This window comes from Luteimonas sp. 8-5 (assembly GCF_029763755.1).
Lineage (GTDB): Bacteria > Pseudomonadota > Gammaproteobacteria > Xanthomonadales > Xanthomonadaceae > Cognatiluteimonas.
On the sequence record NZ_JARUVM010000092.1, the window covers coordinates 1 to 20,251 of the forward strand.

Sequence of the window (20,251 nt, forward strand, 5' to 3'; positions counted from 1 at the left end):
GGCGGCCAGCGCTTCGGCGCTGGGCGTGGTGGCGGCCGCCGACGTGTCGGCGTCGGCGCCTTCGCCGGTGGCGGGCGTCTGGTTGCAGGAAGCGAGCAGGCCGGCCAGGGCCAGGGCCAGGAAGGGCAGGAAGGACCGGGAAACGGCGGAGTGCTTCATGGTGTGTGCTCCATGGGGGTTCAGCGTGCCGATGGCAAGGCGCCAGAGCGGATGCGGGCTACAAGCTGTTCAGTGATGCGCAATGCGTCCGCGTGGGTGCGCGGGGTCACGACGTAGCGGCCGGCGACGACCAGGGTGGGCGTGCCGCGCAGGCGGATGCCGAGCTGGAACTCGCGCGCGCGCTGCATCAGCGCGTCCACTTCCGGGCTGGCCATCGCGGCCTTGGAAGCGGCCTTGTCGAGCCCGCGCTCGCCGAGGAACCAGGCGACCTCGTCGATGGTGGCGTTGTGGGCTAGCAGGCCGTCATCGTGCACGGCACGGAACATCGGCGCGTGCACCCGCTCCAGCGCGCCCTTGGCCTTGGCCACGAAGAAGCCGCGACCGAAGGCGTTGCCCGGATCGTAAGCCGCCGGCAGGTATTCGAAACGCACGTCCGCCGGCAGCTTGCGCACCCAGGCGTCGAGCATCGGCTGGAACTCGGCGCAGTGGCCGCAGGTGTAGGCGAAGACCTCGAGGACCTCGATCTTGCCGTCGGCGCCACCCCAGGGCTGGCCGCCTTCGACCACGGTGTAGTCGGTGCCCTCGACCGGGCCCTGGGCGTCCTGCGCCATGGCGGTCGTGCCGACGGCAGGCGCCAGCACCAGGCACAGCAGGGCGAACAGGACCCCGCGGGCGCGGATCACGGTGTCCCGGCGATCGCCGGCGCGTCGTCCGCGCGGTGGTGCAGACCCTGCAGGAAGCTGCCCAGCGACTGGATTTCCTCGTCGGTGAGCGACTTGGCAACCGCCGCCATGATTTCGAAATTGGCGCTGTCGACGATGTCGGTGTCGCCGGTGCGGTATTCCTGCAGGCGCTGGACCACGTAGGCCGACTGCTGGCCGCCGATGTTCGGGTAGGCCGGACCCGGGTTGCCGCCGCCGGTCGGGCCGTGGCAGGCCATGCAGGCCGGGATGCCGCGCTCGATGTCGCCGCCCTGGAACAGGCGCTCGCCGACCTGGTAGAACTTCAGGCCCGCATTCGGGCCTTCGGCGATCAGGGTGTCGTCGGCGATGCCGGCGGCGGGCTTCTGCTGGGAGAAATAGGCGCCGACGTCGCGCATGTCCTGGGCGGACAGCATCGAGGCCATCGGTACCATCAAGGCGGCCATGCCGGTGTTGCGCTCGCCGCTCTTGTACAGGGCCAGCTGCTCGGCGACATAGCGCTCGGGCATGCCGGCAATGCGCGGATACATCGGGTCGCTGGGGTTGCCGTCGACGCCATGGCAGGCGGCGCAGACGCCGGCCTTGGTGGCGCCGGCCTTGGCGTCGCCCCAGTGGGCCTGGGCCAGGGCTTCGGTGGCGGAAGCATCCAGCGGCGCGGCTTCGACCGGCGCGGCCTCGGGCAACGGCGTGACCGTGGCGGTGTCGGTTGCCTGATCCGTGGCCTGGTCGGCCGTCTGGGCGTAGGCGGCGGCAGCCACGAGCAAGCTGGTGAGGGCGGCGATGCCGTAGGCGCGGACGTTGCGCATGCAGGACTCCAGGTAAGTCCCGGAATTATCGGTCGGGGCGCCAAGGCGGTCAAACCGGCGGCATGCGAAGCTATGCCCATGGCTGTCGTCCCCAACCCCCTCGAACGCGCGACCTACCTGCTCGCCGCCCACAACCACCGCCAGCTGCCGCCCGACGGCGGCCGGGAAGTGGCGTTCGCCGGCCGTTCCAACGCCGGCAAGTCGACCGCGCTCAACGCCCTGTGCCGGCAGAACGCCCTGGCCCGGGTGTCGAAGACGCCGGGCCGGACCCAGCAGCTGGTCTACTTCGCGATCCCGCCGCACGAGGACCGCTATCTCGTCGACCTGCCCGGCTACGGCTACGCCAAGGTCCCGCAGGACCTGCAAGCGCACTGGCAGCAGTTCCTGGACGGCTGGTTCACCACCCGCCAGGCGCTGCGCGGCCTGGTCGTGGTGATGGACATCCGCCACCCGCTCAAGGAATACGACCGGCAGATGATCGGCTACGCGGTGCGTCGCGGCCTGCCGGCGCACGCGCTGCTGACCAAGGCCGACAAGCTCGGCCGCGGTGCGCAGGGCAACGCCCTGCTGGCGGTGCGCAAGGACCTGGCGGCCAGCTACGGCGACACTGTCAGCGTGCAGGTGTTCTCCGGCGAATCCAAGCAGGGCGTCGACGAGGCGCGCGCCATCGTGAACGGCTGGCTGGAACTGGCGTAGGAGCGGCGGAAGCCGCGATTCCATGATCGCGGCTTCCGCCGCTCCCACGTATCATCCGATCATGTCGAGTCCCAGCAGCGTCGCCGAATCCCCGATCACCGACCGGCGCGAGCTGGTCGAATACCTGTCCAGCGGCGCGCGACCGCGCGCCGACTGGCGCATCGGCACAGAGCACGAGAAGTTCGGTTTCCGCCTCGACGACCTGCGCCCGCCGACTTTCGACGGCGAGCGCGGCATCGAGGCGCTGCTCAACGGCCTGACCCGCTTCGGCTGGCAGCCGATCCAGGAAAGCGTCGACGGCGCGCCGGCGCGCACCATCGCCCTGCTCAAGGACGGCGCCTCGGTGACGCTCGAACCGGCCGGACAGCTGGAATTGTCCGGCGCGCAGCTGCAGACCATCCACCAGACCTGCTGCGAGGTGGAATCCCACCTGCACGAAGTGCGCAGCGTCGCCGACGAGATCGGCCTGGGCTTCCTGGGCATGGGTTTCCAGCCCAAGTGGGCGCGCGCGGACATGCCGTGGATGCCGAAGGGCCGCTACCGGATCATGCGCGAATACATGCCGAAGGTCGGCTCGCTCGGCCTGGACATGATGACGCGCACCTGCACGGTGCAGGTCAACCTGGATGTCGGCAGCGAGGCCGACATGGTGAAGAAGTTCCGCGTCTCGCTGGCGCTGCAGCCGGTGGCGACCGCGCTGTTCGCCGATTCGCCGTTCACCGAGGGCAAGCCCAACGGCTACCTGTCATACCGTTCGCACATCTGGACCGACACCGACCCCGACCGCACCGGCATGCTCGACTTCGTGTTCGAGGACGGCTTCGGCTACGAACGCTACGTCGACTACCTGCTCGACGTGCCGATGTACTTTTCCTATCGCGACGGAAAGTACATCGACCTGGCCGGCAAATCCTTCCGCGACTTCATGGACGGCAAGCTGGACACGCTGCCCGGCGCGCGCCCGACGCTGCGCGACTGGTCCGACCACATGACCACCGCCTTCCCGGAAGTGCGGCTGAAGAAGTACCTGGAGATGCGCGGCGCCGACGGCGGCCCGTGGAACCGGCTGTGCGCGTTGCCGGCGTTCTGGGTCGGCCTGCTGTACGACGACGCTGCCCTGGATGCGGCCTGGGACCTGGTCAAGGATTTCACCATGGCCGAGCGCCATGCCCTGCGCGACGGCGTGCCGAAGCACGCGCTGAAGCTGCCGTTCCGCGGCGAAACCGTGCGCGAACTGGCGCAACGCGCGCTGGCGATCTCAGCCGCGGGACTGCAGCGGCGCGCCTGCAACAACCGCAACGGCGCCGACGAGCGCATCTTCCTCGCGCCGCTGATCGAATACGCCGAAGCCAACCAGACCCCCGCCGAGCGCAAGCTGGAGTTGTTCCATGGGCAGTGGGGGGGTAGCGTGGACCCCGTGTTCCGGGAATTCGCCTACTGATGGCTTCGCGCGAGGCCGGGTTCGCGGCCACCGACGACCTGCTCCGCGATGACGTGCGCAGGCTCGGCGCGATGGTGGGCGACATGTTCGCCGAGCAGCAATCCCCCGCCTTCCTCGACCTGGTCGAATCGGTGCGCAAGGCGGCGATCGCGCGCCGCGAACAGGGCGGCCCGGTCGCGGCGCTCGCCGCGCGACTTGCCGAAATCCCCGCGGCCGACGTCGATGCGCTGGTGCGTGCGTTCTCGGCCTACTTCGGCGCCACCAACCTGGCAGAGCGCGTGCACCGCATCCGCCGCCGCCGCGACCACCAGCGCAACGACGAGGCGCCGCAGCCGCAGGGGCTGGAAGCCGTGCTGCGCACCCTGCACGATGCCGGTGTCGGCCTCGACGAACTGCGTGCGTTGTTGCCGCGGCTGTCGATCGAACCGGTATTCACCGCGCATCCCACCGAAGTGGTGCGCCGCGCGCTGCTCGACAAGGAGCACACCATCGTCGAGCGCCTGGTCGCAGACATCGACCGCGGACGCACGCCGGACGAACGCCGTGCCGACGAAGCGCGCATCCGCCTGGCGCTGGCCTCGGCCTGGCAGACGGCCGATGCCCCGCCGCGCAAGCCGACGGTGGGCGACGAGGTCGAGCACGTCGGCTTCTACCTGGCCAAGGTCCTGTTCCGCGCGTTGCCGGCCTTCCATGAGGCCTTCGCCGACGCGATCGAGGCGGTGTACGGAGAGCGCATCGAAGTGCCCGAAGTCGTGCGCTTCGGCACCTGGGTCGGCGGCGACATGGACGGCAACCCCAACGTCGGCGCCGCCACCATCCGCGAGGCGCTGCACGCACAGCGCAGCCTCGCGCTGGCGCAGTACCGCCGCGAGGTGCGCGCGCTGGGAGCGATGTTGACCCAGACCCTGGGCCGGGTCGGCGTGGACGACGCGGTGCTGCAACGCGTGCACGAGTACTCCCGGCAGTGGCCCGACGTCGCGGCGGGGTTCAACCCGCGCTGGACGGACATGCCTTACCGCTTGCTGCTCGAGTTGGTGGAGGCGCGCCTGCGCGCCACCGATGCCGGCGAACCAGGCGGCTACGCCGGAGTCGACGGCTTCATCGAAGACCTGGCGTGCATCGACGCCAGCCTGCATGCCAATCGCGGCACGCATGCGGGCCGGTTCGCGGTGCGGCGATTGTTGCGCCGCGCGCGCAGTTTCGGCTTCCACTTGGCCGCGCTCGACCTGCGCCAGGACTCGGCGGTGCACGAGGAAGCGCTGGCCGGCGGCGAGGCGCGCGAGGCCACGCTTGCGGTTTTCGCTGAAATCCAGGCCTTGCGCCGTAGCCATGGTGCGGGCGCGATCGGGCTGTACATCATCAGCATGGCGCGCAGCGCAGGCGACGCGCTGGCCGTGCTGGAACTCGCGCGCCAGGGCGGCTGTACCGAGGCCGACGGCAGCGTGCCGCTGGACGTTACCCCGCTGTTCGAGACCGTGGACGACCTGGACGCCGCGCCAGCGGTGATGCGCGCGCTGTTCGCCGATCCGGCCTATCGCACGCACCTGCGCAACCGCGGCGATCGCCAGGTGGTGATGCTCGGCTATTCCGACAGCGCCAAGGACGGCGGCCTGCTGGCCTCGCGCTGGGCCTTGCAGCGCACCCAGATCGCGCTGTCGGCGCTGGCGCGCGATTCGGGCGTGCGCATCGTGTTCTTCCACGGCCGCGGCGGTTCCATCAGCCGCGGTGGCGGCAAGACAGGTCGCGCGGTACTCGCCGCGCCCCCGGGTTCGGTCGACGGCACCCTGCGTGTCACCGAGCAAGGCGAGGTGATCCACCGCAAGTACGGCATCCGCGCCCTGGCGATCCGCAACCTGGAGCAGGCCACGGCGGCGGTACTGCAAGCCACGCTGCGCCCGCGCCCGCCGCACCCGGACGAGGCGCGCTGGCATGCGATCGCCACTGGCCTGGCGGAGGCCGGGCGTGCGCGCTACCGCGCGCTGGTCTACGACGAAGGACGTTCCGGCGGCGTGCGCTTCGACGATTACTTCCGCGCGGCCACGCCCATCGACGTGATCGAACGCCTGCACATCGGCTCGCGCCCGTCGCGAAGGCGCGATGCCGGCATCCGCGGCCTGCGCGCGATTCCGTGGGTGTTCTCGTGGGCGCAGAACCGCTCCGGCCTGACCGCCTGGTATGGCGTGGGCAGCGCGCTGCAGGCGGGTATCGACGAATACGGATTCGAAGCGATCGCGGCGATGGCGCGCGACTGGCCGTTCTTCGCCACGCTGCTCGACGACCTGGAGATGACGCTGGCGAAGTCGGACCTGGACATCTTCGAGTGCTATTCGCGCCTGGCGGGCGAACTGCACGAGGCGATGTTCCCCGGCATTGCCGCCGAGTTCGAGCGCACCCGCGACCTGGTGCTGGCCCTGCGCGGCGAAAGCGAACTGCTCGCAGGCGATCCGCGCCTGCGGCTGTCGATTCGCCTGCGCAACCCCTATGTCGACCCGATCAGCCTGCTCCAGGTCGACCTGCTGCGCCGCTGGCGCCAGGGCGGGCGCCAGGATGAAGCCCTGCTCGAGGCGCTCTACGCTACAGTGAACGGCATCGCAGCGGGCATCCAGAACACGGGGTGAGCCATGATCGAACTCGTCATCGAACAGCGCAGCCGCGACCTGGGCAGCTTTGAAGTCGGACGGGTGCTGCCGTTCGCGAAGCGGCGCATGGTCGGGCCCTACATCTTCTTCGACCGCATGGGCCCGAAGGACCTCGACCCCGGGCTGCCGCGCGAAGCGGACGTGCGTCCGCACCCGCACATCGGCCTGTCCACGATCACCTACCTGTTCGCAGGCGAGATCACCCACCGCGACAGCCTGGGATTCGAACAGCCGATCCATCCGGGCGAGGTGAACTGGATGACCGCCGGCCGCGGCATCACCCACTCCGAACGTTTCGAACGCCTGCGCCGCGAAGGCGGCCTGATGGACGGGATCCAGGCGTGGGTGGCGTTGCCGGACGAACGCGAGGAAGCCGATCCGGCTTTCTGGCACTACGGTGCCGACGCGCTGCCCGAACTTGGCGAACCCGGCGCCAGCGGCCGCCTCATCGCCGGTCGCCTGGGCGGCGTGCAGTCGCCGGTCGCCGTCGACTCGCCGCAGTTCTACGTGCACTGGCAACTGCGCGCCGGCGCGCGCGTCTCGCTGCCGGCCGAATATCCGGAGCGCGCGGTGTACGTGGTCCATGGCGAGGTGGAGATCGACGGCCAGCGCATCGCTGCCGGCAACATGGCCATCCTCGCCCGCGGCAAGGACGCCACCATCGCCGCCCCGGTCGACGCCGTCGTCATGGCCCTGGGCGGAGAACCCGTGGGTCCGCGCTACATCGACTGGAACTTCGTGTCCTCGTCGAAGGAGCGCATCGACCAGGCGCGCGCGGACTGGAAAGCCGGGCGCATGAAGCTTCCCGACCTGGACAACGGCGAGTTCATCCCGCTGCCGCCGCGTATCGGCGAACTGCGCGAGCCAGAACCGATGTCCTGACGCGGTACTGCCACCCGGCACGGTCCCGCGGGGTACCATCGACGGCCCCCCGAGCAGGAGCCGTGCCATGAAATCCCGCGCCGCCGTCGCCTTCGCCGCCGGAGAGCCGCTGAAGATCGTCGAGCTCGACGTCGAGCCGCCGCGCAAGGGCGAGGTGCTGGTGAAGATCACCCACACCGCGCTGTGCCACACCGATGCGTTCACGCTTTCGGGCGACGATCCGGAAGGCGTGTTCCCGGCGGTGCTCGGGCACGAGGGCGCCGGCATCGTCGTGGAAGTGGGCGAGGGCGTCACCAGCGTCAAGCCCGGCGACCACGTGATCCCGCTGTACACCGCCGAATGCGGCGAGTGCCTGTTCTGCAAGTCGGGCAAGACCAACCTGTGCGTGTCGGTGCGCGCCACCCAGGGCAAGGGCGTGATGCCCGACGGCACCACCCGCTTCAGCTACAACGGCGAGCCGGTGTACCACTACATGGGCTGCTCGACCTTCAGCGAGTACACGGTCGTGGCCGAGGTCTCGCTGGCGAAGGTGAACCCGGAGGCGAACCCGGAACACGTATGCCTGCTCGGCTGCGGTGTCACCACCGGCATAGGTGCCGTGCACAACACGGCCAAGGTGCAGGAAGGCGACACCGTCGCGGTGTTCGGTCTTGGCGCGATCGGCCTGGCGGTGATCCAGGGCGCGCGGCAGGCGAAGGCCGGCCGCATCATCGCCATCGACACCAACCCCGACAAGTTCGCGCTCGCGCGCGAGATGGGCGCGACCGACTGCGTGAACCCGAAGGACCACGCTGAACCGATCCAGCAGGTGATCGTCGGCATGACCGGCTGGGGCGTGGACCACTCGTTCGAATGCATCGGCAACGTCAACGTGATGCGCGCGGCGCTGGAGTGCGCGCACCGCGGCTGGGGCCAGAGCGTGATCATCGGCGTGGCCGGTGCAGGCCAGGAGATCAGCACGCGGCCGTTCCAGCTCGTCACCGGGCGCAAGTGGATGGGCACGGCGTTCGGCGGCGTGAAGGGGCGCAGCCAGTTGCCGGGCATGGTCGAGGACGCGATGCGCGGCGACATCCAGCTCGCGCCGTTCGTGACCCACACCTTGCCGCTGGAACGGATCAACGAGGCCTTCGACCTGATGCACGAAGGCAAGTCGATCCGCGCCGTGATCCACTACTGACCGGAGCCGCATCATGACCGAGCGCATCGAACATCGCGCCTGTTTCGGCGGCTGGCAGGACGTCTACCGGCACCGCTCCGAGGCCCTGGACTGCGACATGTCGGTGGGCGTGTACTTCCCGCCGCAGGCCGCGCACGGAAAGTGCCCCGTGCTGTACTGGCTCAGCGGCCTGACCTGCACCGAGCAGAACTTCATCACCAAGGCCGGCGCGCAACGCTACGCGGCCGAGCACGGGATCATCCTGGTCGCGCCCGACACCAGCCCGCGCGGCGAAGGCGTGGCCGACGCCGACCGCTACGACCTGGGCCAGGGCGCCGGCTTCTACATCGACGCCACGCGCGATCCGTGGGCCAGGCACTACCGGATGCAGGAATACGTTTCGCGCGAACTGCCCGAATGGGTCGAGTCCGATCCGGCCGCCAGCGGCGTGCGCGCGATCTCCGGACACTCCATGGGCGGGCACGGCGCGCTGGTGACGGCATTGCGCAATCCCGGGCGCTATCGCAGCGTGTCGGCGTTCTCGCCGATCGTGGCGCCGTCGCAGGTGCCGTGGGGCGAGCAGGCATTCGCCGCCTACCTCGGCGACGATGGCGAAGCGTGGAAGCAGTGGGACGCCACCGAACTGGTGCGCGGCGCGAAGGAGAGGCTGCCGCTGCTGGTCGACCAGGGCGACGCCGACGAGTTCCTGCAGCGCGAGTTGCGCCCGGAGCTGCTGCGCGAGGCCTGCGCGGCCGCGGGGCATCCGCTGGAGCTGCGCCTGCAGCCGGGCTACGACCACAGTTATTACTTCATCTCCACCTTCATCGGCGAGCACATCGCCTGGCACGCCAAACATATGGCCTGACCCGTAGGAGCGGCGGCAGCCGCGATGTCCTGGCGTGCTTACGCTGGAAAGGCGCTGTCAGGGCAGGAGATGGTCGGTGTAGGCGAAGCGGTTGTCGCGCAGGACGGTTTCGCCGCGCTCGAGGACCAGCGGGTGCGTGAACATCGGGCCGTCGGCCACGCAGGTGTGGAACTCGCCGTTTTCGCCGCAGGGATCGACACCGGCCGGCAGGTCGACCAGCAGGTCTTCGTCGAAGTCGCGCCCGGCGAAGCGGGCGTCCAGCTGCGTGGTGTCCACGCAGCACAGCGCCGCGCGCAGGCCGCCGGCGATCATCTCGCGCGCCAGCGTTGTGGTATCGCTGCCGAACAACGGCGTGATCGCCTCCCAGCCGGTTCGTGCAAGGTTCGCCACGCGGTATGCGCGGATATCTTCGAGGAACAGGTCGCCGAACGCGACGGTGCGCAGGTCCGGCCAGCGCGCTGCCGCATTCGCGAGGGCGGCGGCCATGGCGGCTTCGTAGTCGGCATTCGCGCAGCTGGCGGGAATCCCGGCTTCCAGCAGCGGCAAGCCCACGGACCGCGCCTGGGCGTGCAGGACGTCGCGGCGGATGCCCTGCATCGAGGCGCGGTCGTATTCGCGGGTGATGCTGGTGAGCAGGCCGACGACTTCGACGTCATCCCGCTGCCGCAGCACGTGCAGCGCCCATGCCGCGTCCTTGCCGCCGCTCCACGACAGCAGCACCTTCCGCGTCGACTTCACGCCGCGGAAACGTCGCGCAATTCCCAGCCGTTGCCGGCCAGCAGCCGCAGCCGGTGCCGCAGCACTCCGCCCGGGATGTTCGTCACTGCGATCAGGTCGATGTGCAGGTCGTGCTGCGATCCTTCCACCGTCGCGGCCGGATCCTTGGCGCCCAGTGCCGGGTCGACGTCGTCCGGGTCTTCCTGCGCGCCGCGCCAGCGCTGGAACAGCGTGTCGCCGCGCAAGGCGTCCTGCAACTCCTCGGCCAGCGCCTTCGCGCCATGGCTGCGGAACGCAAAGGCGGGGTCGTCGCCGCGGGCGGTATCGGGGTTGCGCAGGGTGATGTGGTAGCGGATCGCCATCTCGACTCCTCGGATCAGTGCCAGGCGCCGAGGATGATGCCGTACAGCAGGAACTGCACGGTGTGATAACCGCCGTCGATCAGCCAGAGCCTGAAGCTGCGCCCGGCGAAACTGTAGTTGATGGCGAAGCTCATCGCGGCGATGCCCGCGCCCGCGGCCAGGCCCTTGCACGCGGCTGCTTGCAGTCCAGGCGCCGGCCCCAGCCACCAGGCGAACACCGCCGCCGACAGCAGGGCCGCGACGAAGGCGACGCCGAACACCTGCGCCGGATGCCGCTTGTTCGCATCCACCGCGATCCCGGCTTCGCGCGACCAGGCCTTGAGGAACAGCGGGCCATACCAGATCCCGCCGAGCACGAAGGCGGATACCGCCGCCGCGACCACCGCCAGCCAGTTCAGTCCCATGCCCCCTCCCTCCGCCGTCGTGGCGTCATTCGAAAGTATGCGGTTCGGACGCGAACCCGACCACCAGGGTGCCCTTGCCCACGTTCACCATGCCGGTCAGGCCCATCACGGACTCGAACACCTCGATGTTGTGTTCGGCGCAGGTCGCGCGCAGGGCATCGTAGCCGGGCAGCGCGCGCATCTCCTCGAGTTCGCCACCGTAGCCCAGGCACAGCGTCGGGGTCATCAGGCCGGCGCGCACGCGCTTGCCGGCAAAGTCGAACAGGCGTTCGCACGCCGCCTCGGTGCCCTTGACCTTGCCCACCGGCCCGGTTTCGCCGCGGTTGCAGTGCAGGATCGGCTTGATGTCCAGCGCGCTGCCCAGGGTGGCGGAGAGCAGGCTCACGCTGCGGTCGCCGCGCTTGCGGGTACGCGCGCGCAGGTAGTGCAGGTCGGTGGCGACCATGTAGGCGTGGGTGTGCAGGGCCAGGTATTCCAGGCGCGCGCGGATCTTGGCCGCGCCTTCGCCGCCCTCGATCAGGCGCACCGCCTCGACCGCGGTCACGCCCTGGCCGGCGAACACGTTCTGCGAGTCGATCACGCGCAGCGCGAACGGCGTTTCCTTGCCGGCGGCCGCGCGGATCGGGCGGTACTCGCCCAGGATCGCGAAACTGGCCTGGGTGGCGTTCTCGAAGATGGCGCTGCGGGTACGCGTCGTGGTCAGGCAGAACACGTAGTCGTAGTCGATCACCAGCCGGCCCAGGAACAATTCCTGGATCTGCTGCACGGTGAACGGCGAGGTTTCCGCGTCCGCGCCGCGCTCGGCGATGTGCGAGTGCAGGAACTGCAGGGTCGCCTGTTCGTCGCGCATGTCGGTCAGCGAATCCTCGCCGATGTGCACGGTGACGGGCAGGAGGGTGACGTTGTGTTGCCGCAGGTAGTCGCCCGGCAAGTCGCAGGCCGAGTCGACGACGAGTCCGATACGCATGGCGCTGTTTTCTCTTGGGTCCCTGGCCCGCAAGCTACTCCAAACGGTGGCGTACTGCATCCGGGCCCGGCCGGTCCCGGGGGTGCAGCCGGCGGGGGCCCCGGCGGAAACTGGCGCCCTGCAACAAGGAGTGGACGTGAAGGACAAGGAACAGATCGTCGACAACTGGCTGCCGCGCTATACCGGGGTGCCCCTGGACGGCTTCGGCGAGCACATCCTGCTGACGAACTTCGGCGGCTACCTGGGGCATTTCGCCCGGCTCATGGGCACCGAAGTGGTCGGCCAGGACCGCCCGATGCCCAGCGCCACGGCCGACGGCATCACGATGATCAACTTCGGCATGGGCAGCCCCAATGCCGCGACGATGATGGACCTGCTCTCGGCGATCGCGCCCAAGGCGGTGCTGTTCCTGGGCAAGTGCGGCGGGCTCAAGCGCAAGAACCAGCTCGGCGACCTGATCCTGCCGATCGCCGCGATCCGCGGCGAGGGGACCAGCGACGACTACCTGCCGCCGCAGGTGCCGGCGCTACCGGCATTCGCGCTGCAGCGCGCGGTGTCGACCATGATCCGCGACCTGGGCCTGGATTACTGGACGGGCACGGTCTACACCACCAACCGCCGGGTCTGGGAACACGACGACGCGTTCAAGGAGCGGCTGCGGATCATGCGCTGCATGGCGGTGGACATGGAAACGGCGACGATCTTCGCCGCCGGTTTCGCCAACCGGATTCCCTGCGGCGCGCTGCTGCTGGTCAGCGACCAGCCGATGGTGCCCGAAGGCGTCAAGACCGAGGCGTCGGACGCCAAGGTCAGCGCGTCCTACGTCGAGTCGCACATCCAGGTCGGCATCGAAGCGCTGCGGCTGATCCGCCGCCACGGCAAATCCGTGCGCCACCTGCGCTTCGACGAGTAGGAAAAAAGGGGACGGAGGTAATTAAGCGCAGGCGCTTAATTACCTCCGTCCCCTTTTCTTCTATTTCAGGTAGCGGTCGCGCAGTTCGGTCTGGCGCGAGCGCATCGGCTGCGGCTTGCCGTCGAGCCACACCTGGTCGGGCAGGCTGGTCAGTTCCAGCGGGTCGCCGTTCCACAGCACCAGATCGGCGCGGCGGCCCACGGCGATGCTCCCGATCTGGTCGCCCAGGCCCAGCGCCTGTGCTGGCACCGCGGTCAGGCCCGCGAGCGCGGCCTCCCACGCCATGCCGTTGGCGACCGCGTTGCCGGCGAGCTGGCGCACCTTGCGCGCGTTGTGCGAGGCATCGCCGGCCTGGGTGAATCCGACGGCCACGCCGGCCTTGCGCAGGCGCGCGGCGTTCTCCATGGTCGCGCCGAGGGTGTCGAAGTTGCCGGGCAGGTTGGCCAGCGGATCGATGAACACCGGCACCTTCGCCGCGGCCAGCGCAGGCGCGACCTGCCAGGCTTCGGCGCCGCCGGAGATCGCCACGCGCACGTTGCGACGCTTGCTCCAGCGCAGCAGCTGGACGATGTCCGCCGCGCGCTGCACTTCGACCATCACCAGGCCCTTGCCATCGAGGAAGCTCGCCAGCGCGGCGCGGCCGGCTGGCGTCAGCAGCGAATGGCGCGAATCGGCGGCGATGCGGCCGCGCGCCTCGTCGATGAGCTGGTCGAGCAGCATCCACTGCGCGGCGCGCGAATCGCCCGACAGGCCGGAGGCGCCGGCGCCCAGCGACACGAACAGCACCTTCGGCCCGATCGCGTCGATGCTGCCGTCCAGGCGCACGGTGCCGCCCTGGCCGCCGATGATCGAACCGCCGCGGCCGGTGCCGGCATGCAGCAGGGTGAATCCGATGCCCTCGATCCTCGCCACCGGCACCAGCGAGGACGCCGGGTTGTATGCCAGGGTGACGTCGAACTCCGGGCGCACCGTCATCACCGGTTGCGCGCCGGCGCCCAGGGTGAGCGTGGCATCGACCGTGGGCTTCTCGCCCGAGACTTCCTCGATGCCGATGCCGGTGATGCCGCCGAACATCGCCGGCGTCAGCGGCCTGCCTTCGGCTTCGACCACGGCCACGCCGGCCGGCGCGGACAATCCGGGGCCGATCGCGGCGATGCGGCTGTTGCGTACCAGGACGTCGGTGTTCTGCAAGGTGCCGGCATCGGTGGCGGTGTGCACGGTGGCGTTGCGCAGCAGCAGGTCCTGCGCGGCGAGAGTGCCGCTGGCCACCAGCAGCGCCGCGGCGAGCACGAGGCGGTTCATCGCGCACCTCCGAATGCAGTCTGGCCAAGCATGAAATCGGACACGTGCTGGCGCGACGGGTCGTGGCGGTCGTAGACGCGCACGCCGTCGACGTAGACCTGCTCGGCCTGAGCGTAGGCGCTGAAGGGGTTGCCGTTCCACAGCACGACGTCGGCCATCTTGCCGGCCTCGAGCGTACCAGTCTGGTCGAGGATGCCCATGGCCCTGGCCGGGTTCTGCGTCAGCCACTGGATGGCGTGCTCGGGCGTGATGTCGATGCCGGCCTTGCGCGCGTGGCCGATCACTTTCGCCGCCTCCTGGTTCAGCCGCTGGATGCCTTCCTCGGAATCGGAATGCACGATCGCGCAGCTGTTGGCCGGGCGGTCGACCAGCGCGATGTTCTCCTGGATGCCGTCGAAGGCTTCCATCTTGAAGCCCCACCAGTCGGCCCAGAGCGCGCCGCACACGCCTTTCTCGGCGAGCAGGTCGGCGATCTTGTACGCCTCGACGCCATGGTGGAATGCCGCGACCTTGAAGCCGAACTCGTCGGCCAGGTCGAGCATGGTCGCCATCTCGTCGGCGCGATAGCAGTGGATGTGGACGAGGATGTCGCCCTGGATCGCCGCGGCCAAGGTGTCGAGCTTGAGGTCGCGCTTGCCTTCCTCGCCGTCGTCCTTCTTCGAGGCCTTTTCACGCTTGCGGATGTACTCGGCGGCGTCGATGAAGGCGGCGCGGTAGCCGGCGACGTTGCCCATGCGCGTGGCCGGGCCGCCCTTCTGGCCGTAGACGCGCTTGGGATTTTCGCCGCAGGCCATCTTCATGCCCCACGGCGCGCCGGGGAACTTCATGCCCTGGTAGGTAGTGGCGGGCACGTTCTTCAGCGTCACGCCGCGGCCGCCGACGAGGTTGGCCGACCCCGGCAAGATCTGCAGCGCGGTCACGCCGCCGGCGCGGGCGGCGTCGAAGCCCGGATCCTGCGGCCACACCGAATGCTCGGCCCAGACATTGGCGGTGACCGGCGAGGTCATCTCGTTGCCGTCCGAATGCGCGCTCATGCCCGGGCTGGGATAGACGCCCAGGTGCGAGTGCACGTCGATGATGCCCGGCGTCACCCACTTGCCGGTGCCGTCGATGCGAGTCGCGCCGGCGCCGTCCAGGCCGCGGCCCACCGCTTCGATCCGGCCGTCGCGCAGCAGCACGTCGGCGCCCTCGAGGCGTTCGCCGGTGCCGGTGAGCACGGTCGCGCCGCTGATCAGCACAGCCTGCGCGGGGGCGGGTGCGTAGGTGCTGGGATAGGGATCGTCGATGAAGCGCGACGCCTTCGCGTCGGCGCGTTCATCGCCGGGCGCGTCGCGCGTGGCGGCGGTGGTGGCGCAACCGGACAACAGGATCGCCGCCAGTGCGGCGGCCAATGGCTTGGTCATGACGCTCTCCCCTTCGGTCCGCCCAAGCTAGCCCGCGTGCCGGTTCCCGGAACGTGCCCAAGGTCATGGAAAAAAAGGGGACGGAGGGAATTAAGTGCCTGGTGATCTCCATGCGCGAGGAGGCTCCAGCGCACTTAATTCCCTCCGTCCCCTTTTTTTCTAGTCCGGGACGTGGATGCTGGCCTTGATGTGCTTGAGGTGGGCGACGATGGTGAAGGTCATCACCACCAGCAGCGACCACGAACTCCACTTGCCTACGTGCACGGTGGACCAGGCGCCGATCTGGTCGGGGTACTGCCAGATCCCGAAGAAGGTGCTGAAGTTCTCCGCGAGCCAGATGAAGAAGCCGATCAGCACGAAGGCCAGCAGCATCGGCATGCGCCGGTCGCGGTCGAGCGGGCGGAACACCACGGTGGTGCGCGCGTACACGCCCAGCGCGCAGGCCGCGATGTACCAGCGGTAGTCGCCGATGTAGTGGTGGGTGAAGAAGTTGGCGTAGATGGCCACCGCCACCAGGGTCGCCAGCCAGTACGGCGGATGGTGGCGGATGCGCACGTCGAGCAGGCGCCAGGCCTGGATCACGTAACTGCCCACCGCCGCGTACATGAAACCCGAGAACAGCGGCACGCCGAACAGCTTGGTGTACGCGAAGTCCGGATACGACCACGAGCCGATCGCCGGCGAGGTTTTGTAGACCTCGAGCGCGAAACCGACCACGTGGAACAGGCTGATGGCCTTGAGTTCGTCCAGTGTCTCCAGCTTCGACCAGACCATGAACGCCTGGATGGCCAGCGCGATCAGCAGCAGCACGTCGTAGCGCGGCAGGCCGAGCACGCCTGCGCGCGGCACCAGGAAGATCGCGGCGAAGAACAGGCCCGCGAACAGGCAGGCGCGCGCTTCCTTGATGCCGAAGTAAAGAAACTCCGCGACGGCGCGCGGCAGCCAGGCGACGCCGGACCAGGGCGTGGGCCGGAGCAGGGCGGCGTCGAGGGCGGCGAGGGGCATGGGATCAGGTTACCCTGAGCCCATGATTTCGAACACAAAGATCACCGCGGCGGAGGTCGTCGCGTTCTGGCGCGACGCGGGCATGGAGAAGTGGTTCGGCGGCGGCTCCGCCTTCGATGCGGAGTGCCGGGAGGTGCTGGGCGAGGCGCACATGGCGGCTTCGCGGCGCGAACTGGAAGCCTGGCTGGATGGACCCGAAGGCGCGCTGGCGCTGCTGATCCTGCTCGACCAGGTGCCGCGCAACATCTTCCGCGGTAGCGCCCATTCCTGGGCGACGGACGGGCTGGCGCGGCACTACGCCGACCGGGCGATCGCGGCCGGCCACGACCAGGACTTCGACGTCTCGCTGCGCGCGTTCTTCTACCTGCCGTTCGAACACTCCGAGAGCCTGGCCGACCAGGACCGCTCGGTGGCGCTGTTCGAGGCCGCCGGCGACAAGACCTTCCTCCCCTACGCGACCAGCCATCGCGAAGCGATCCGCAAGTTCGGCCGCTTTCCGCACCGCAATGCCGCCCTCGGTCGCGTCAACACACCCGAAGAGCAGGCCTGGCTCGACGCCGGCGGCGGCTGGTAGAAAAAGGGGACGGAGGTAATTAAGTGCTCCAAGGCCCCCCGCGCAGGGAGGTCACCAGGCACTTAATTACCTCCGTCCCCTTTTTTTCTTTTCAATACTTCGGGATCGAGGAGTCGAGGTCGGCCCACGCGTCGATGCCACCGGTGATGTTGTAGACCCGGGTGAAGCCGAGCTGGCGGAAGTGTTCGGCTGCCTGTGCGCTGCGGCCGCCGCGGTGGCACAGGAACGCCAGCGCGGTGTCCTTCGGCAGTGCCTCGAGCGCGGCGGTACCGTTGTCGAAATGTTCGAACGCGCCCGGCAGCGTCGCCACCGCGCGTTCGTCGGCCGGGCGCACGTCGACCACGGTGACGGAGCCAGCGGCGCGCTGTTCGGCGGCTTCGGCCGGCGACAGCGGTTTCACCTTCGGCGGCGCGTTCGGGTTCTCGATCACCAGGCCGCGGCCACGTGCGTCGTCGACCCACTCGATCGACATGCCGTTCGCGCGCCTCGCCGAGGCCAGGTCGAACTGCACGCGCAGGCCCGCGGCCTCGGTGGCGATCGCGTCCGGATCCAGCGGCGCCGCCTGCAGCTGCGCGTTGTAGCGCGGATCCACCGAGACCTTCAGCGCGAAGCCTTCGCCGGCATCGGCCAGCGCCTTGCGCAGCATGTCGGCCGCCTCGGGGGCGATGGTGATCGACGGCGGGGTGCGGTCCGGCGGCGGCAGGCCGAGCGCGGACTGCAACTCGCCGCTGGAGGCCATCTGCTCGATGATGTCGCAGCCGCCGACCAGTTCGCCGCGGATGTAGAGTTGCGGGATCGTCGGCCAGTCGCCGTAGACCTTGATGCCTTCGCGGATCTCCGGGTCGGAGAGCACGTCGACGTGAGCGAAGTCGTCCAGCCCGATCGCCGCCAGCGCGCCCACCGCCTTGGCCGAGAAACCGCACTGCGGCGCACGCGGCTCGCCCTTCATGAACAGCACCACCGGGTTGGCGGCGAGCAGCGCGTCGATGCGGGCGCGCAGGGCAGGGTCGAGCGACATGGCGGCAGATCCGGTACGTGGGGAACGCTATTGTACGCCGCCGCCCAGCATCCGCCGGGCCACCGGCAAGGCCTGTTCCGCCCACAGCGCGTACATCGCGGCCGACGGGTGCAGTCCGTCCCCGGCCAGCATGGCGGCTTCAGCCCCGCGGCCGCGCGCCACCGGCGCGATGTCGACGAAAGCCACGCCATGCGCGGCGCAGATATCCGCCGCATCGGCATTGAACGCGTCCAGCTCGCGCGCGATCTGCGCCAGGTCGCGTCCCGAGGCGGCCGCGAACGGCGTTACTCCCCAGTCAGGAATGGCCAGCACCAGCACGCGGTCAGCGCGCCCGCCGGCAAACCCGATCGCGCGCAACAGCAGGGCTTCGAACTCCGCGCGATAGTTCTCCAGCGACCGCCCGCGATACTGGTTGTTGACGCCGATCAGCAACGACAGGAAGTCCCACTCGCCCAGCGGCTCCGCCGCGTCGATCGCGGCGGACAACTCGTCCGTCGTCCACCCCGTGGTCGCAATGATCCGTGGCTCCCCGAGCCCCACGCCCTCCGCCCGCAACGCCCGCGCCAACACCACCGGCCACCGCCCCTCTTCCGGAACCCCTTCCCCGATCGTGTAACTGTCCCCAAGCGCCAGGTACTTCATCGTTTCATGGCTCCGGATGGTTATTTCTGACGCGGATCAACGCGGATAAGAATGCCGATCAACGCGGATCAAGCAACGGAAGGTGGCTGCCATCCCGCGCAAAGTTCCACTCCACCCCGCTCTATCCGCGTTTACCCGCTCTTGTATCCGCGTTGATCCGCGTCAAAAAGACCTTCAAGCCGCGACAACACCCGGTTTCGCGGCAGCGCGGCGGGTGAGGAGGCGGTCGATGCGGGTGAAGACTTCGCGGAGGGTGTCGGCTTCGGGGAGCAGGGTGACGCGGAAGTGGTTGCGGTACGGCACGTTGAAGCTGGAGCCGGGGACGATCAGCACGTCTTCTTCCTCGAGCAGCTGCAGCGCGAAGGCGTGGTCGTCGAAACCGCGCGCGGCGGCGCCGGTGACAGCGGGGAAACCGTAGAGCGCGCCCTGTGGCGCGACCAGTTCGAGATGTTCGCTCGCCGCGCAGGCCTCGATGAGCGCCGTGCGCGTGTCGTGCAGGCGGCCGCCGGGCGCGGTCAGCGCGCTGATCGTGTCCTCGCCGTGCAGCGCTTGCTCGATCGCGAACTGCCCCGGCACGTTGGCGCACAGGCGCAGCGCGCCGAGCAGGTCCATGGCGTGGTGGAAGTCGCCGCTGGCCAGCGGATCGCCGCTGAGTACCGCCCAGCCCACGCGCCAGCCGCAGGCGCGGTGCACTTTCGACAGCCCGCCGAACGACAGGCAGGGGTGCTCGCCGGCCAGCGGCGCCAGCGGTTCGAATGCAGCGCCGTCGTAGAGGATGCCGTCGTAGATCTCGTCGGCCATCAGCAGCAGTCCGTGCTTCGCCGCGATCGCGACGATGCGTTCGAGCAACGCGCGCGGATAGGTGGCACCGGTGGGATTGTTGGGATTGATCAGCACGATCGCGCGCGTGCGCGGCGTCACCAGCGATTCGATTTCATCCGGATCCGGCAGGAAACCGTGTTCCGGACGACACGCGTAGTACACCGGACGTCCATCATTGAGGATCGTCGCCGCGCTCCACAACGGATAGTCGGGCGAGGGCAGCAGCACTTCGTCGCCGGGATTGAGCAGCGCGCGCAGCGACAGGTCGATCAGCTCGCTGACGCCGTTGCCGACGAACACGCGTTCGGGCGACGCGTTCGGCGTACCGCGCGCGCGGTGGAAGGCGGCGATCGCCTCGCGCGCGGCGGGCAGGCCCTGCTGGTGGGTATAGGGATCGGTGCCGGCGATGTGGTCGGCGATCGCGCGCTGCAGGTGCGCCGGCGCGCGGAAACCGAACGCGCCCGGATTGCCGATGTTGAGCTTGATCAGGCTGCGTCCGCCGGCTTCCAGCTCGCGGGCGCGGCGGGCGAGTTCACCGCGGATTTCGTAACGGACTTCGGACAGGCGTTCGCGGGTCTTGAGGCTGGACACGGGCTTCCATGCGGATCGTGGGTGGGGGCCGCCAGCCTATCGGATAACCGGCGCCCGAAAAACGGGCAGAATCCACCAATGACCGCACTGCGCGACATCGGCTGGCCCTTCGACGGGGAAGTGACCGACCCGGCCTGGGCCGCTGCCCTGGCGGCGCACCCCGGCGCGCGCCCGGCGCGCGTGGTC

At 69.3% G+C, this 20,251-nt stretch carries 20 protein-coding genes; 8 read left to right on the forward strand and 12 right to left on the reverse strand.

All coding sequences use genetic code 11. The features are described from left to right. Positions 1–179: 179 nt before the first annotated feature. Both QAA18_RS09835 and QAA18_RS09840 read right to left on the reverse strand, forming a co-directional pair. The gene (locus QAA18_RS09835) at positions 180–842 is read right to left on the reverse strand and encodes a thiol:disulfide interchange protein DsbA/DsbL (RefSeq protein WP_279412748.1); all 663 of its coding nucleotides are present in this window, start codon (positions 840–842) and stop codon (positions 180–182) included. Next, positions 839–1,666 carry a c-type cytochrome gene (locus QAA18_RS09840; protein WP_279412749.1) on the reverse strand — a complete coding sequence of 276 codons (828 nt, stop codon included), beginning with the start codon at positions 1,664–1,666 and terminating at the stop codon, positions 839–841. The genes QAA18_RS09835 and QAA18_RS09840 overlap by 4 nt, the downstream gene beginning before the upstream one ends. Positions 1,667–1,744: 78 nt before the next feature. On the opposite strand from QAA18_RS09840, the gene yihA reads away from it, so the two are divergent. From yihA to fghA, 6 genes are all read left to right on the forward strand, one after another. After that, positions 1,745–2,362, forward strand: coding sequence for a ribosome biogenesis GTP-binding protein YihA/YsxC (yihA, locus tag QAA18_RS09845; protein WP_279412750.1), 618 nt, complete (start codon positions 1,745–1,747; stop codon positions 2,360–2,362). Between the two features lie 61 nt (positions 2,363–2,423). Continuing rightward, positions 2,424–3,803: a glutamate--cysteine ligase gene (locus tag QAA18_RS09850; RefSeq protein WP_279412751.1), complete on the forward strand. Its 1,380-nt coding sequence runs from the start codon at positions 2,424–2,426 to the stop codon at positions 3,801–3,803. Next, positions 3,803–6,421, forward strand: coding sequence for a phosphoenolpyruvate carboxylase (locus QAA18_RS09855; RefSeq protein ID WP_279412752.1), 2,619 nt, complete (start codon positions 3,803–3,805; stop codon positions 6,419–6,421). Before QAA18_RS09850 ends, QAA18_RS09855 begins: the two co-directional genes overlap by 1 nt. Before the next feature lie 3 nt (positions 6,422–6,424). Then, on the forward strand, positions 6,425–7,324 hold the full coding sequence (locus tag QAA18_RS09860) for a pirin family protein (protein WP_279412753.1): 900 nt from the start codon (positions 6,425–6,427) through the stop codon (positions 7,322–7,324). A 67-nt stretch (positions 7,325–7,391) separates the two neighbouring features. Continuing rightward, positions 7,392–8,501 (forward strand): S-(hydroxymethyl)glutathione dehydrogenase/class III alcohol dehydrogenase, encoded by a 1,110-nt coding sequence (locus QAA18_RS09865; RefSeq protein WP_279412754.1) that lies wholly within the window; start codon positions 7,392–7,394, stop codon positions 8,499–8,501. Between the two features lie 13 nt (positions 8,502–8,514). Beyond that, entirely contained in the window at positions 8,515–9,345 is an 831-nt protein-coding gene (gene fghA, locus QAA18_RS09870) for an S-formylglutathione hydrolase (protein WP_279412755.1), read from the forward strand. A 57-nt stretch (positions 9,346–9,402) separates the two neighbouring features. Here fghA and QAA18_RS09875 read toward each other — a convergent pair whose 3' ends face one another. From QAA18_RS09875 to QAA18_RS09890, 4 genes are read right to left on the reverse strand one after another with little or no spacing between them, the layout of a single operon-like run. After that, positions 9,403–10,083 carry an adenine nucleotide alpha hydrolase gene (locus QAA18_RS09875; protein WP_279412756.1) on the reverse strand — a complete coding sequence of 227 codons (681 nt, stop codon included), beginning with the start codon at positions 10,081–10,083 and terminating at the stop codon, positions 9,403–9,405. Then, on the reverse strand, positions 10,080–10,424 hold the full coding sequence (locus tag QAA18_RS09880) for a hypothetical protein (protein ID WP_279412757.1): 345 nt from the start codon (positions 10,422–10,424) through the stop codon (positions 10,080–10,082). The genes QAA18_RS09875 and QAA18_RS09880 overlap by 4 nt, the downstream gene beginning before the upstream one ends. 14 nt (positions 10,425–10,438) lie before the next feature. Next, the gene (locus QAA18_RS09885; protein WP_279412758.1) at positions 10,439–10,828 is read right to left on the reverse strand and encodes a DUF1761 domain-containing protein; all 390 of its coding nucleotides are present in this window, start codon (positions 10,826–10,828) and stop codon (positions 10,439–10,441) included. 25 nt (positions 10,829–10,853) lie between these two features. After that, the gene (locus QAA18_RS09890) at positions 10,854–11,795 is read right to left on the reverse strand and encodes a DegV family protein (RefSeq protein WP_279412759.1); all 942 of its coding nucleotides are present in this window, start codon (positions 11,793–11,795) and stop codon (positions 10,854–10,856) included. Positions 11,796–11,931: 136 nt separating this feature from the next. On the opposite strand from QAA18_RS09890, the gene QAA18_RS09895 reads away from it, so the two are divergent. After that, positions 11,932–12,708, forward strand: coding sequence for an AMP nucleosidase (locus QAA18_RS09895; protein ID WP_279412760.1), 777 nt, complete (start codon positions 11,932–11,934; stop codon positions 12,706–12,708). Between the two features lie 60 nt (positions 12,709–12,768). On the opposite strand, the gene QAA18_RS09900 is transcribed toward QAA18_RS09895, so the two are convergent. From QAA18_RS09900 to QAA18_RS09910, 3 genes are all read right to left on the reverse strand, one after another. Next, on the reverse strand, positions 12,769–14,010 hold the full coding sequence (locus QAA18_RS09900) for an amidohydrolase family protein (protein WP_279412761.1): 1,242 nt from the start codon (positions 14,008–14,010) through the stop codon (positions 12,769–12,771). Next, a complete protein-coding gene (locus tag QAA18_RS09905; RefSeq protein ID WP_279412762.1) occupies positions 14,007–15,413 on the reverse strand; it encodes an amidohydrolase in 1,407 nt (468 codons plus the stop codon). The genes QAA18_RS09900 and QAA18_RS09905 overlap by 4 nt, the downstream gene beginning before the upstream one ends. Positions 15,414–15,572: 159 nt before the next feature. Then, complete coding sequence (locus tag QAA18_RS09910; RefSeq protein ID WP_279412763.1) at positions 15,573–16,418, reverse strand: DUF817 domain-containing protein; 846 nt, start codon at positions 16,416–16,418, stop codon at positions 15,573–15,575. A 22-nt stretch (positions 16,419–16,440) separates the two neighbouring features. Here QAA18_RS09910 and QAA18_RS09915 point away from each other — a divergent pair, with 22 nt between their 5' ends. Then, positions 16,441–16,992, forward strand: coding sequence for a DUF924 family protein (locus tag QAA18_RS09915; RefSeq protein ID WP_279412764.1), 552 nt, complete (start codon positions 16,441–16,443; stop codon positions 16,990–16,992). A gap of 91 nt (positions 16,993–17,083) precedes the next feature. Here QAA18_RS09915 and grxD read toward each other — a convergent pair whose 3' ends face one another. The 3 genes from grxD to QAA18_RS09930 all read right to left on the reverse strand — a co-directional run bounded on the left by grxD (position 17,084) and on the right by QAA18_RS09930 (position 20,065). After that, positions 17,084–18,010 (reverse strand): Grx4 family monothiol glutaredoxin, encoded by a 927-nt coding sequence (grxD, locus tag QAA18_RS09920; protein WP_279412765.1) that lies wholly within the window; start codon positions 18,008–18,010, stop codon positions 17,084–17,086. A gap of 27 nt (positions 18,011–18,037) precedes the next feature. Then, positions 18,038–18,652: an SGNH/GDSL hydrolase family protein gene (locus QAA18_RS09925; protein ID WP_279412766.1), complete on the reverse strand. Its 615-nt coding sequence runs from the start codon at positions 18,650–18,652 to the stop codon at positions 18,038–18,040. 174 nt (positions 18,653–18,826) lie between these two features. Then, complete coding sequence (locus QAA18_RS09930; protein WP_279412767.1) at positions 18,827–20,065, reverse strand: aminotransferase class I/II-fold pyridoxal phosphate-dependent enzyme; 1,239 nt, start codon at positions 20,063–20,065, stop codon at positions 18,827–18,829. Positions 20,066–20,251: the final 186 nt, after the last annotated feature.